The sequence below is a fragment of the Psychrobacter sp. Ps1 genome, assembly GCF_022129425.1.
In the GTDB taxonomy this organism is placed as follows: Bacteria; Pseudomonadota; Gammaproteobacteria; order Pseudomonadales; family Moraxellaceae; genus Psychrobacter.
This window is the reverse complement of record NZ_JADQAN010000009.1, coordinates 17040-29644: the sequence shown is the minus strand read 5'-3', so window position 1 is coordinate 29644 and position 12605 is coordinate 17040. Positions and strand designations below refer to the sequence as shown.

Below are 12605 nucleotides of genomic sequence, written 5' to 3'. Positions count from 1 at the left end.
AAGATAACGATGAATCTATCAGCGCTAGGCGATATTAATTTGATATACTATGGTTCTGACCCTTCACAATCAGAATTTTTCTTCATCTCAAGGATATTATTTTATGGCACCTCATGCACAGCATAATGCCAATCATTTTGCTAAAAGCTCTGAGCACCCTGCCGATTATAATAAAGACGAATACCAACCACCTACGCACGGCTTTGATTTTGCTAGTCAACACTATACAAATAGTGCGCAGCAACCTCTACGAGTTCATGTAGAGCGTGTGGTACGTCAGTACTTTGCGATGCTAGGAGATGAGATGCCTACTGATTTATATGAGCTGATTTTAAAGCAAGTCGAAGAGCCTCTCTTATCTGTCGTCCTAGAAAAAACAAGAGGCAACCAAACCAAATGTGCTCAGATATTAGGCCTAAATCGAGGCACTTTGCGCAAAAAAATGAAGACCTATGATTTAATGTAGCATTGTTATATGAGCTTACCCATCATCATTGACTATCATTATGTATGGCAATTAAATGTTCCGCGCTTTATCTATCATGATACGGCATACCATTGTCATCATCACCTTGCCAGACGTTTACGTCAGGCTTTTTTTATGGAAAATTTCTTATGAGTACAACCCCACTTGCCCTACTATCGGTTTCCGATAAGTCTAATATCGTCGAGTTTGCTCAAGGCCTTCTCAAAGCAGGTTTTGGTTTATTATCTACTGGCGGTACTTATCGTCTACTCACAGAAAACAATGTCGACGTGACTGAAGTATCAGATTACACAGGCTTTCCTGAAATGATGGATGGTCGTGTTAAAACGCTACATCCTAAGATTCATGGTGGCATCCTAGGACGCCGTGGCACAGATGATGCAGTTATGAGCGATCATTCGATCGAACGTATCGACTTAGTCGTCGTGAACTTATATCCGTTTGCTGAAACTATCGCACGTGCCGACGTGACTATGAACGACGCTATCGAAAACATCGATATTGGTGGCCCTACCATGGTACGTTCAGCGGCGAAAAACCACGCTCATGTAGGTATCGTAACGGATCCAGCTGATTATGACCGTGTACTTAATGCGTTAGACGGTGGCACCGAACTGACGACTGCTTTACGTTATGACTTGGCAGTAAAGGCGTTTGAGCATACTGCACAGTACGATGGTATGATTGCCAACTTCTTAGGTAGCCGTGTCAACGAAACTCAAGAACCAGAAAATTTCCCACGCACATTCAATGTACAGCTTGAAAAAGCACAAGACCTACGCTACGGTGAAAACCCGCATCAAAACGCGGCTTTCTATACTGAAAACCAGCCTCTGAAAAGTAAACAAGCCTCAATCGCGACAGCTAAGCAGTTACAAGGCAAAGCATTGTCTTATAACAACATCGCAGATACCGATGCTGCACTTGAGTGCGTTAAAGCTTTCAGCGCGCCTGCTTGCGTTATCGTTAAGCATGCCAACCCTTGCGGTGTCGCGGTTGATAATGACCAAGTAACGGCTTATCGTACTGCTTTTAGCACCGATCCTGAATCGTCTTTTGGTGGTATCATCGCATTCAACCGTCCGTTAACGCTTGCTGCTGCAAAAGCCATTATCGACAATCAGTTTGTAGAAGTAATCATTGCACCTAGTATCGAAGACGGTGTACTTGAAGCGACAGCTGCTAAGAAAAATGTACGCGTATTAGTATGTGGCGAACTACCCGCACCAGATCAGCGTGATAGTCAACTTGACTACAAACGCGTCAATGGCGGCCTACTCGTACAAGAGCAAGATCTTGGTTTGATTACGGCAAACGATCTAAAAATCGTTACTGATGTTCAACCAACTGAAGCACAGGTTGCTGATTTATTATTCAGCTGGAACGTGGCAAAATATGTCAAATCTAATGCCATCGTTTATGCCAAAGGTCAACGCACTATCGGTGTTGGCGCTGGTCAAATGAGCCGCGTCAACTCAGCACGTATTGCTGCTATCAAAGCGGAACATGCTGGATTGGCTACCGAAGGTGCAGTTATGGCATCAGATGCCTTCTTCCCTTTCCGTGATGGCATTGATAATGCTGCTGAAGTAGGTATCTCTGCTATCATTCAGCCAGGTGGCTCTATGCGTGATGACGAGACCATTGCAGCAGCTAATGAGCATGGCATTGCAATGGTATTCACTGGCATGCGTCATTTCCGCCATTAAACAATCACCTATTAGTTTAAGACTGGGATTAGTCACAGCAATTGTATTTGTCACTGCGACTAATTTTCAGTCTATATAACATTTGTGATAATTATCGTTAAAGCATCATCCACAAAAAAGCCACTGCATCAATCGATACAGTGGCTTTTTTAATATCTAAGAATAATAAACTAGCAAATACTTAGCGTCCTTGTGCGTTTGCCATGTTGCTTTCATTAATCTCAACCGTATACACCATACGTAGATAGTCCAAATAGTCTTGCAACTGGTCTTGGCCTAAATTGTCACGAATGATACTGGCTGTTTGCGCTCTTTGCATATCAGACAGTGGCGACTGCTGCTCAGTTTTAATACGGTCTCCAACCAGTAGCGTTGCACCCATCTCAGTCTCACTAGCGATCGCAACGACGCCATTATCAGCGGCTTGCTGGCTAAATGCCAATCCACGCTCTTTGTCTGTTAGCTGCGTCGTTTGACGGTTAATCTCACCCAGTGATTGGAAGCTTACCGACTGCTTACTTATATCAGCTGGCGTCTTGATACCAGCAGCCAATGCTTTAGCATCTTTTAAAGCTAATGCTGTCGCTTTCTGCTGACGGAGTATTTGAGTGATTCTTGGAGTTGCATTTGCCAAAGCAAGCGTCTTAGTAGGACGATAATTGCTTGGCTGTAACCATACGGTACCGTTGCCAACTTCTACGCCTGCCGTTACCGCTTGATCTTGAATAGTAAACTCATCAAATGCCTGTTTAACCACTACTGGTTGCGGCAGTGCTGATTTGTTGTTCACTTTACGATAATCTTTGATACGCTTGAGGCTGACGTTTTCTTGCTGTGCAATATCTTCGATACTGAAACCATCTGCTGCCAAATCATTGATTGATGTCACTTTATCAGCATAGATTTCCTGACGTTTATACTCTTTTGCTTTCGCAGTTAGCTCTTCACGCATACTGTCTAGACTTGGAATTTTTTTGCCATTATCTTCAGTAACCGTAAATATCTGATAACCAAAGCTAGTCTTGATAGGCGCAGTCACATCACCAACGCTCAACCCTTCTAGTGCCTCTTGCACAGTATCCGCGTCACTGCCAAACACTGACGGATTAAAGCGTCCGATATCACCACCTGTTTCACCTGATGGATCATCCGACTCTGCTTTAGCAAGCGCAGCAAACGCTTCACCTTTATTCAGACGCGCTTTCACTTTATCGGCTCGTGTTTTGGCATCTTTACCAGTAAACAGTATCTGACTGACTTTACGCTCATCAGTAGCCGCAATGCTCTGCTTATATGCTTCATACTGCTGCTGCAACTCTTCTGCGGTTACTTCATCAACCTTGATAGTTTGCGGGCTAAGCTGGATATAAGCCAAGTCAACCATCGCTGCACTTTTCAATGTGTCTTTGTTGGCATCATAGTATGATTGAATGTCTGCTTTACTAAGCTTAACTTTGTCAGCATAGTCTTGCCAATTAAAGCGATGTACCCAAACGTTGCGCGACTCAAGTTGCAAGTCAATCAATTGACTGACCGCTTGCATAGGATAGACGGCCGTCCCAACAATACTGGCGTTCAATTGATCCAAGCTTAACTGATTGCGAAATTCTGCAAATAGTTGATTTTTGGTCATGCCGCGCTGACGCAAGAAGTTTGAGAACTGATCGTTTGAAAAGTTACCTTCTGCATCTTGGAATATTTCTTCTTGACGCAGCAAACGATTGATCGTGTCGTCAGACACTGTCATACCAAGCTTACCTGCTTGCTGCTCTAACAACGTACGGTCGATTAGACCCTTTAATACTTGCTCATGAAGCACATCTTCATTCAATAAGCTGGCATCTTCAACTTGCTCTAATACTTCAGAACGACGGCTATTGACAGCAGTTTGATACTCGGACAGTCCTACGCTTGCCTCACCTACCTGCGCAATCTGGTTGGGATCGACGTTGCCGCCAAAATAGCTTTCGACACCCAAGAGAGCGAGCGGCGATAGGCATAAAATCAATAAAATGCGACCTGGCCAGCTTTTTAAGAAATCGCGCAATTTATCCATAGTTATCTCTGCTTTATTAACCTATATTGATGAAAAACCATTGTAATACTGTTAGGAGCTGTTAAGTGCAACCTGCCAACATCAGTGCTATCTAAGCTCGCAATGGTAAGAGTAAGAGCGTATGCATTTTATAGTAAAAAACAAAATTTACTAAAGAAATCTGACTTAAATGACACACCTATCGCGCGCCCTATGATACGTGATTTTTCATGCAGACTCAAAATATTCACGACGCATGATACAAACTATAGCGATAAAAAAAGCACCTAAATATTAGGTGCTCTCTTCGATGGCTAGCTCATTACCTCAGCTATAGACCACCGACTATCATTTTACGCTTAAAAAGGCGGCTTAGTTCAAGCGCTCTTTTAAGTTTTTACCAGCTTTGAAGCTTGGTACTTTGCTTGCTGGAATGCTTAGCTCTTCGCCAGTCTTAGGGTTGCGACCAGTGCGTGCTTTGCGATCTTTCACACTGAAAGTACCAAAGCCAACTAATGAGATGCTATCGCCAGCTTCTAGCGCTTCACCAACACTTTCCATAACAGCGTTTAGTGCATCACCAGCTTGGGTTTTATTTAGACCACTTTTGTCTGCGATGCTATCAATTAATTCTGACTTATTCATAAAATTTCCTTCAAGTTTAAGGGGGTAATAAATGCTCACGCCAAGTATTGTAACGCTCTCATGGTGCTTACGCAATAAAAACTACCTAACTGGCGCATTAACAGGTTCTTCTTTGTTATCGTCTTTATATCAAGGCAGCATAAGGAGCGCAAGCGATTTTACATATTTTTGTGCTCTACACTACGTATTTGACACCTAATGTTACGCAAAGCGTTAGGAATTTATATATAACCGAGTCTGCATAACTGAGACGATTGACTTTCCTATTTTCTACGCTTTGACAGATTTGTCAATTGCCGTCTGTGCATTGCTATACATTAAGTTTGTATATTACTGGTCATAAATAAGAGTGTCTTTATTGACTGCTAAATTGTAATGTAATAGTTTAGCCACTACAGAAACTAGCGTTACTTTTTATTATAAAGACGTTACTATAAGCAAAATATCACTGCAAGACTTGGACAAATACAGACTTCTGTTTGCTAAATATCTAAAACTTGCTAAATAAAAAACGGATTACTTACATGAAGCGTTCTACGTTGTCTCACTCTTTTCTTAATATCATTTTAGTATTTATCGAGTCGGCGCTGACATTACTGTTACGTTTGGATCCTGAATTGCGTAAAGCCGCTTATCCGCTTGCCAAGCAAGGCACCGTGGTGGCACTTCGCCTGTATTTACCACATGTAGAAGTATTTGCCACCTTTAGTACCAAGGGCGTGTTACTAGATGCTCAGCTGCCGATTGGTCGTAGTGAGCCTGACGTGGTTATCAATGCCTATAGCATTCAAGTTATCAACGCCATCACCACTCATGATAGCGAAACCACTGAAAAGCTACAGATGCGCGGTGAGTCGATTCAAGTACAACTGGTCAAACAGTTTATTATGCAACTTGGGCTTGGCAGCTTGATTCAAGGTCTGATCAAAAAGATAAAGGGTGGCAAGACTAAAACCAAACCTACAGAAGCTGACTTGGAAGAAAAAAAGAACAACTACAAACTGCGTATTAAAGAACAGCAAACACAGATTAATACCTTGACCATTAAAAACCGTGAACTTGAAACAACCGTAAGAGAGCTTCAGAGCAAGCAAAAGACACTGATGATTGTCACTGTTGTCGCCCTCGTCATTATGATCGGTTCAATCATCGCACTATTGATGAATTAGTTTTGGTTTGCTGAATTACCTATAAATAAGCGTTCAATGTCTTCTATAGATATTGAACGCTTATTTTTTACTTCGTTAAATATATCTGTAGCAGACAAACTAAGCTGCTTATGTCTCACTCATATATCTCTTCTAAACATCATTGTTTTTATCAATTACAGCAATAAGCTTGATTAACCATTGAACCACACTTTAATCTTGACTAAATTACTCGGGATTAAGTATAATTACCTTAATCGTTGCACACATCGGGTTAATCATCTGTTGTTCAATAACGATAAGACAAAACTTAGCTGACGTATTATTGGTTGCTCTTTTTATCTTATGAGTACTTATTAAAACTTTTAGCTAAGATCGTTGTTAAACATAAATGACATTAAGTTTGGAGATAACACATGCGTTTGACTACTCGGGGCAGATACGCTGTTACCGCATTATTAGATTTGGCATTACAGACTAGCCAACAAGACAGTGCTGTATCATTATCCGATATCGCCAAACGGCAATCGATTTCAATATCGTATCTTGAACAGTTATTTTCTAAACTTCGTAAACGCGGCCTTGTCACGAGTATTCGCGGTGCTGCAGGTGGTTACCACCTAGCTAAACCATTGAATGAGATAGATGTGATGAGCATCATATCTGCGGTTGATGAGTCAGTAAACGCGATGCAGTGTGAAGGACGCGGTGACTGTCAAGGTGGTACAATGTGCCTAACTCACGATCTGTGGTGTGCACTGTCGAATCATATCGAACAGTACTTGAAAAATATAACATTAGCGCAATTATTAGATATGGAAAACGTGCAGTCAGTCTCAGAGCGTCAGCACACCTCTACAAAAGATATTTCCATAAAAGACATTAATACTATTACCCTATCGAACAGCGAGGCAAACCCAGCATGAGCCAACATAACAACCTTATATACTTAGATTATGCCGCCACTACTCCAGTTGCTAAATCAGTAGCTGCTAAAATGAGCGAGTATTTGACTGTAGATGGTGTCTTTGGTAACCCAGCTTCACGCTCACATGGTTACGGCTGGCAAGCGGAAGAAGCAGTAGAAACTGCTCGCGGTCAAGTTGCTGAAGTAATCAACGCTGATCCACGCGAAATCGTCTTTACTTCTGGCGCAACTGAGTCTGACAACCTAGCCATTAAAGGTGCAGCACATTTTTATCAGTCTCGTGGCAAACATATCATTACCAGTAAAATTGAGCACAAAGCTGTATTAGATACCTGCCGTGAGCTCGAGCAAGAAGGTTTTGAGATTACGTATCTTGAGCCACAGCCAAGCACAGGTCTTATCCTGCCAGAGCAAGTAAAAGAAGCACTACGTGATGATACTATTTTAGTATCACTTATGATGGTGAACAATGAGCTTGGTACTATTACTGATGTTGCAGCGATTGGTGAAATCACTCGCGAAGCTGGCGTAGTTTTCCATGTTGATGGCGCACAGTCTGTTGGTAAAGTAAAAATCAATCTTGAAGAAATGAAAATTGATTTGATGAGCTTCTCAGGTCATAAAGCATACGGCCCTAAAGGTATCGGCGCATTGTTTGTTCGTCGTAAGCCACGTATTCGCTTGAAAGCTGAGCAACACGGCGGTGGTCATGAGCGCGGTATGCGTTCAGGTACTCTACCAACGCATCAGATCGTTGGTCTAGGCGCCGCATTTGCTTTAGCTAATGAAAGCTATGAAGCCGACCATGCACATGCAGCCAAACTACGTCAAAAACTTTGGGATGGTCTACAAGATATCGAAGAGATTTACTTAAATGGTGATCTTGAGAATAGCGTACCAAACATCGTAAACATCAGCTTTAACTTCGTTGAAGGCGAGTCATTGATGATGTCACTTAAAGACTTAGCTGTATCATCAGGTTCAGCCTGTACGTCAGCAACGCTTGAGCCATCATATGTACTACGTGCAATCGGTCGCCCAGATGAATTGGCACATAGCTCAATCCGTTTCAGCTTCGGCCGTTATACCACTGAAGAAGATATCGATACTGTTATCAAACAGATGCATGAAGCTGTTGATAAACTACGTGCCCTATCACCACTTTGGGATATGTATCAAGAAGGTGTTGATCTAAATTCAGTCGAGTGGGCTGAGCACTAATTTCTAATATGGCTTTTTAGTATAGCTAGCAATATATTTATTAAACAATTGATCAGACAATTAAATTAAGCGTTTGACCCCAATTATCGATGAGTAGTTAGACATTTAAAGTTGATAAACAACTACTCATCATCTAACTAGGAGAAAACCCCATGGCCTATAGTGACCAAGTTATTGATCATTACGAAAACCCACGCAACGTTGGTAATCTTGATAAAAACGCCAAGAACGTTGGTACCGGTATGGTCGGTGCCCCAGCATGTGGCGATGTAATGCGTCTACAAATCCAAGTCGACGATAATGGTATTATCGAAGATGCACGTTTCAAGACTTATGGCTGCGGTTCAGCGATTGCTTCAAGCTCACTTGTTACTGAGTGGCTAAAAGGCAAAAGCTTGGATCAAGCTGGCGAAATCAAAAACAACGATATCGCTCAAGAGCTAGCATTACCACCAGTAAAAGTGCATTGCTCTGTACTTGCAGAAGACGCTATTAAAGCCGCTATTAGCGACTATAAAGGTAAGCATGGCGTAGCCGCTCCAGCAGAAGAAGCTGCGATCTAAGCTAGGCTAAACCTGCTAGCGTATGCGCTACGTTGTACTAGCAACGCTAAAGTAGCAATGTGTAATCGCTACTGACGCTAAAGAGGTGACAATGACACTTATGTAATTGTCACCTTTTGTTTTCTAATAGTCGTAAGCCTACACTTTTGGCAATCTTGTAATTCTGGTTGTCAGTTTATCTAGATTTTTTTATTGATATTTATGATTAATAGTCAATGGGAGTTGGCATGATTGAAATGACAGAACGCGCCGCTCAGCATGTTCGAGACTTTTTGGACAATCGCGGCAAAGGCGAAGGCATTCGAGTTGGTATCCGTACGGCGGGTTGCTCGGGCTTGGCTTACGTTTTAGAGTTTGTAGATACCCCTGATGAAAACGACACGCGTTATGAAAGTCGCGGCGTTAGCATCTTTATTGATCCTAAAAGCCTAGTATATTTAGACGGCTTGTTGATGGATTATGAAAAAGAAGGTCTAAACGAAGGCTTTAAATTTACCAACCCTAACCAAAAAGGTGAATGTGGTTGCGGTGAATCGTTTACAGTTTAATGGTTCAATGGCTGAAAACCGATATATTTATGCTTCAATAAACTTTCATAAGAATAGTGCAGTATCTCTACTATCGCTATGAAGAAAGGTTAATGTAATTAAGTACCCAAGCGATTCAGTATTCTTAGCTAGGTCATGACCTCAAAAATAAATAAAAAAGTAAGGCATCAGATTATGACAGATATTACTTCAGAACCACAGTTTGATAACTTCTTTGCCCTATTTGAGCAGCCTGTACAATTTGAAATTAATCAAAGCAGTCTAGAGCAACGTTTGCGCTTGCTGCAGAAACGCTATCATCCTGATAATGTTGCCAAAAATCAGACCGATATGGTTCAAGCACAGTTGCAGTCTGAAAAAGCGTCGGCTTTAATCAATCAAGCGTATCAAACGCTAAGCGCTCCTGATAGCCGTGCCGGTTATTTACTAGATATGGCAGATCAAGCACAAAACATAGAGCACTCAATCGCAGATTTAGAATTTTTGGAAGATGCGATGCAGATGCGTATGGATCTAGATGATGCTATCGAAGACAAAGATCTTGTAGCCTTGCAGCAATTACACCCTCAAATTACAGAGCGTCTAACAAATCAATCTGAGCGCTTTAATGATGCTTATCAAAATCAAGATTGGCAAACAGCGATTGATGCGACACAGAAACTGAAATTTTTAGTTAAGCTAAATGCTGATGTGACGACTGGGCTTGATGATGTTGCAAATTCATCACATTCAGATGACGATGACTTATACGTCTAAACATCTGTGGTTATGGCCCTCACTAACAAGCTAAATTCTGTATATTTGGTTAAAATAGTGACCGTGATACCGTATAATCTTTGAGTCTAAGCGCATCAAACTGTCAGAATCCTTATTCCATGGAATGAGATTACTGACGTTAAGCTCTCGTACTGCATATGCTATATTTGCTCCATTTCACTTATTCATTTTATCTCTGAGTTATCCTTATGTCTTTAATGCAAATTGCTGAACCCAATCAAAGCGCTCAACCTCACCAACATAAATTTGGCTTGGGCATCGACCTTGGTACTACACGCTCGTTGGTTGCTGTGGTCCGTTCAGGTAAGGCACAAGTCTTAGAGGCAGGGTCAGCGACAGATACATTATTACCGTCTGTTGTCTATTATCCAGCAACTGGCACGCCATTGGTTGGCTATGACGCCCTAGCGCATTTAGCGGATGATCCAAAAAATACGATCGTCTCGGCTAAGCGTTTTATGGGTCGTAGTCAAGCTGATATCAAATTCTCTCATCCTTATGAGTTGTCTGGTAATAAAGATGATATGCCCGCCTTTGTCACGGCTCAAGGTGAAGTTTCTCCTGTTGCAGTATCGGCGCGTATCTTAGCCGCTCTTGAGCAACGTGCAGTGAGTGCCTTACCTGCAGATAGCATTGAAGGTGCCGTGATTACGGTTCCCGCTTATTTTGATGAAGCACAGCGCCAAGCAACCAAAGACGCCGCTCAAGCAGCGGGTATCAACGTACTGCGTTTACTCAATGAACCAACGGCGGCGGCAGTCGCTTATGGGCTTGACCAATCATCAGAAGACAGTAAAAAAGAAAGCTATTACTTAATCTATGATTTGGGCGGTGGTACTTTTGACGTCTCTATCTTAAAGCTTACCGATGGTGTCTTTGAAGTATTGGCAACTGGTGGTAATAGTGCATTGGGCGGCGATGATATCGATCGTCTTATTACCAATTGGATTATTAAACAATTAAATATTGATCCAAAAGACGTAAGCCTGCATGACAAATCAATACTAGCTCAACAAGCCAAGGCTTATAAACAAGCATTGACTGACGCTGAGCAAGTGGACATCAATGTGGTTGTCAATGGTCAGTCTTATCAAGGTGTATTAAGCCGTACAGATGTGCTAACGATTGTAGAGCCTGTTAGTCGCCGTACGCTAAGCGTGTGCGAACAAGTCCTACGCGATGCCAAGCTGTCTACTACAGATCTAGATGAAGTTATCTTAGTGGGCGGTTCGACTCGTATGCCTGCAGTACAGCAAGTCGTGACTGAATTTTTCGCTAAGCAGCCCCTTTGCCGCCTGAATCCAGATGAAGTCGTTGCTTTAGGTGCTGCTCAGACCGCTCATCAATTGGTTAACGGTGATAGTGATAACAATTTGTTGTTATTGGACGTGACGCCATTATCATTAGGTCTTGAAACCATGGGCGGTTTGGTCGAAGTGCTCATCCCACGCAATACACCTATTCCTGTGAAGAAACGTCAAGTGTTTACCACTTATCAAGATGGTCAAACAGGCATGGTGATTCATGTGGTGCAAGGTGAGCGCGAGACGGTAGAAAACTGTCGTTCTCTGGGACGTTTTGAGCTGTATGGTATCCCGCCAATGAAAGCTGGGTTTGCGCGTATCGAAGTTACCTTTAGTATTGATGCTAATGGTCAGCTTACTGTCAGTGCACAAGAAACTACGACCAAAACAGAAAGCAAAATCGAGATTGTGCCTTCTTATGGTCTATCAGATGAGCAAAAAGAACAGTTGCTTGTTGCAGGGTTTAAACACGCAGAAGAAGACAAAAACGCGCGGTCTTTAATTGAGACAAAGGTAGAAGCGGAACGTGAAGTACTTGCCCTAGAGTCGGCACTTAACGAATTTGTGGCGTTGCTTTCTACTGAAGAACAACAATCACTAGCAGAGCATATACAAGCGCTACGTAACTCTCTCAGCACTGATGACTTAGCGCTTATTGAAGCACAACAAGCACAGCTCAAGCCACATAGTGATGCCTTTGCTGCACGTATTATGAATCAAAGCGTCAAGACCAGTATGGCCGGTACTAGTGCCAAAGACTGGTAATAAATACATCGACATATATCGCTTAACTGACACGTTAAGCTAACTTCTAATATTTTTTAAATTGATTAGCATCGGACAGATAATTTATGCCAAAAGTTACCGTACTACCCCACCACGAAATTTGCCCTGAAGGCGCAGAAGTTGAGTTGCAAGCTGGTGAAAACTTATGCAAAGCACTACTAGAAAAAGGTATTAAAATCGAGCATGCCTGTGAGATGTCGAAAGCTTGTACTACATGCCATGTTGTAGTACGTAAGGGTTTCAACAGTTTGGATGAGATGGATGATATCGAAGCTGATCTACTTGATCGTGCTTGGGGACTAGAGCCTGATTCACGTTTATCTTGTCAGGTCATGCTTGATGATGAAGACTTGACCATCGAAGTTCCTAAATATACCCTCAATCATGCTAAAGAAAATCATTAAACACTGATGATACTTTCTAGTTAAGATTAAAAAAGGCCAGCTATGTGATA

General features: G+C 42.1%; 12 protein-coding genes. 10 read left to right on the top strand and 2 right to left on the bottom strand.

Annotation, left to right across the window (positions count from 1 at the left end):
* The first annotated feature begins 103 nt into the window (after positions 1-103).
* The gene (fis, locus tag I3249_RS06190) at positions 104-466 is read left to right on the top strand and encodes a DNA-binding transcriptional regulator Fis (protein ID WP_238069125.1); all 363 of its coding nucleotides are present in this window, start codon (positions 104-106) and stop codon (positions 464-466) included.
* A 149-nt stretch (positions 467-615) separates the two neighbouring features.
* Positions 616-2196: a bifunctional phosphoribosylaminoimidazolecarboxamide formyltransferase/IMP cyclohydrolase gene (purH, locus tag I3249_RS06185; RefSeq protein WP_238069124.1), complete on the top strand. Its 1581-nt coding sequence runs from the start codon at positions 616-618 to the stop codon at positions 2194-2196.
* Positions 2197-2377: 181 nt separating this feature from the next.
* On the opposite strand, the gene I3249_RS06180 is transcribed toward purH, so the two are convergent.
* The gene (locus tag I3249_RS06180) at positions 2378-4252 is read right to left on the bottom strand and encodes a SurA N-terminal domain-containing protein (protein WP_201580036.1); all 1875 of its coding nucleotides are present in this window, start codon (positions 4250-4252) and stop codon (positions 2378-2380) included.
* Between the two features lie 351 nt (positions 4253-4603).
* Positions 4604-4876: an HU family DNA-binding protein gene (locus I3249_RS06175; RefSeq protein WP_045445077.1), complete on the bottom strand. Its 273-nt coding sequence runs from the start codon at positions 4874-4876 to the stop codon at positions 4604-4606.
* Positions 4877-5400: 524 nt separating this feature from the next.
* Here I3249_RS06175 and I3249_RS06170 point away from each other — a divergent pair.
* From I3249_RS06170 to fdx, 8 genes are all read left to right on the top strand, one after another.
* Positions 5401-6045 (top strand): hypothetical protein, encoded by a 645-nt coding sequence (locus tag I3249_RS06170; RefSeq protein ID WP_238069123.1) that lies wholly within the window; start codon positions 5401-5403, stop codon positions 6043-6045.
* Positions 6046-6440: 395 nt separating this feature from the next.
* Positions 6441-6950: an Rrf2 family transcriptional regulator gene (locus I3249_RS06165; protein ID WP_057759222.1), complete on the top strand. Its 510-nt coding sequence runs from the start codon at positions 6441-6443 to the stop codon at positions 6948-6950.
* Positions 6947-8173 carry an IscS subfamily cysteine desulfurase gene (locus I3249_RS06160; protein WP_101206130.1) on the top strand — a complete coding sequence of 409 codons (1227 nt, stop codon included), beginning with the start codon at positions 6947-6949 and terminating at the stop codon, positions 8171-8173. Before I3249_RS06165 ends, I3249_RS06160 begins: the two co-directional genes overlap by 4 nt.
* A gap of 152 nt (positions 8174-8325) precedes the next feature.
* Positions 8326-8736 (top strand): Fe-S cluster assembly scaffold IscU, encoded by a 411-nt coding sequence (gene iscU, locus I3249_RS06155; protein WP_057759218.1) that lies wholly within the window; start codon positions 8326-8328, stop codon positions 8734-8736.
* A gap of 227 nt (positions 8737-8963) precedes the next feature.
* Positions 8964-9284 carry an iron-sulfur cluster assembly protein IscA gene (gene iscA, locus I3249_RS06150; RefSeq protein ID WP_021814983.1) on the top strand — a complete coding sequence of 107 codons (321 nt, stop codon included), beginning with the start codon at positions 8964-8966 and terminating at the stop codon, positions 9282-9284.
* A gap of 174 nt (positions 9285-9458) precedes the next feature.
* Positions 9459-10040, top strand: coding sequence for a Fe-S protein assembly co-chaperone HscB (gene hscB, locus I3249_RS06145; RefSeq protein WP_238069122.1), 582 nt, complete (start codon positions 9459-9461; stop codon positions 10038-10040).
* A 209-nt stretch (positions 10041-10249) separates the two neighbouring features.
* A complete protein-coding gene (hscA, locus tag I3249_RS06140; protein WP_238069120.1) occupies positions 10250-12130 on the top strand; it encodes a Fe-S protein assembly chaperone HscA in 1881 nt (626 codons plus the stop codon).
* A gap of 86 nt (positions 12131-12216) precedes the next feature.
* A complete protein-coding gene (gene fdx, locus I3249_RS06135; RefSeq protein WP_101206134.1) occupies positions 12217-12555 on the top strand; it encodes an ISC system 2Fe-2S type ferredoxin in 339 nt (112 codons plus the stop codon).
* Positions 12556-12605 lie beyond the last annotated feature (50 nt).

What these genes read in the sequence shown, in the direction of transcription:
- fis (WP_238069125.1), top strand. Translation starts at nt 104, where the DNA reads ATGGCACCTCATGCACAGCATAATGCCAATCATTTTGCTAAAAGCTCT.
- purH (WP_238069124.1), top strand. Translation starts at nt 616, where the DNA reads ATGAGTACAACCCCACTTGCCCTACTATCGGTTTCCGATAAGTCTAAT.
- I3249_RS06180 (WP_201580036.1), bottom strand. Translation starts at nt 4,252, where the DNA reads ATGGATAAATTGCGCGATTTCTTAAAAAGCTGGCCAGGTCGCATTTTA.
- I3249_RS06175 (WP_045445077.1), bottom strand. Translation starts at nt 4,876, where the DNA reads ATGAATAAGTCAGAATTAATTGATAGCATCGCAGACAAAAGTGGTCTA.
- I3249_RS06170 (WP_238069123.1), top strand. Translation starts at nt 5,401, where the DNA reads ATGAAGCGTTCTACGTTGTCTCACTCTTTTCTTAATATCATTTTAGTA.
- I3249_RS06165 (WP_057759222.1), top strand. Translation starts at nt 6,441, where the DNA reads ATGCGTTTGACTACTCGGGGCAGATACGCTGTTACCGCATTATTAGAT.
- I3249_RS06160 (WP_101206130.1), top strand. Translation starts at nt 6,947, where the DNA reads ATGAGCCAACATAACAACCTTATATACTTAGATTATGCCGCCACTACT.
- iscU (WP_057759218.1), top strand. Translation starts at nt 8,326, where the DNA reads ATGGCCTATAGTGACCAAGTTATTGATCATTACGAAAACCCACGCAAC.
- iscA (WP_021814983.1), top strand. Translation starts at nt 8,964, where the DNA reads ATGATTGAAATGACAGAACGCGCCGCTCAGCATGTTCGAGACTTTTTG.
- hscB (WP_238069122.1), top strand. Translation starts at nt 9,459, where the DNA reads ATGACAGATATTACTTCAGAACCACAGTTTGATAACTTCTTTGCCCTA.
- hscA (WP_238069120.1), top strand. Translation starts at nt 10,250, where the DNA reads ATGTCTTTAATGCAAATTGCTGAACCCAATCAAAGCGCTCAACCTCAC.
- fdx (WP_101206134.1), top strand. Translation starts at nt 12,217, where the DNA reads ATGCCAAAAGTTACCGTACTACCCCACCACGAAATTTGCCCTGAAGGC.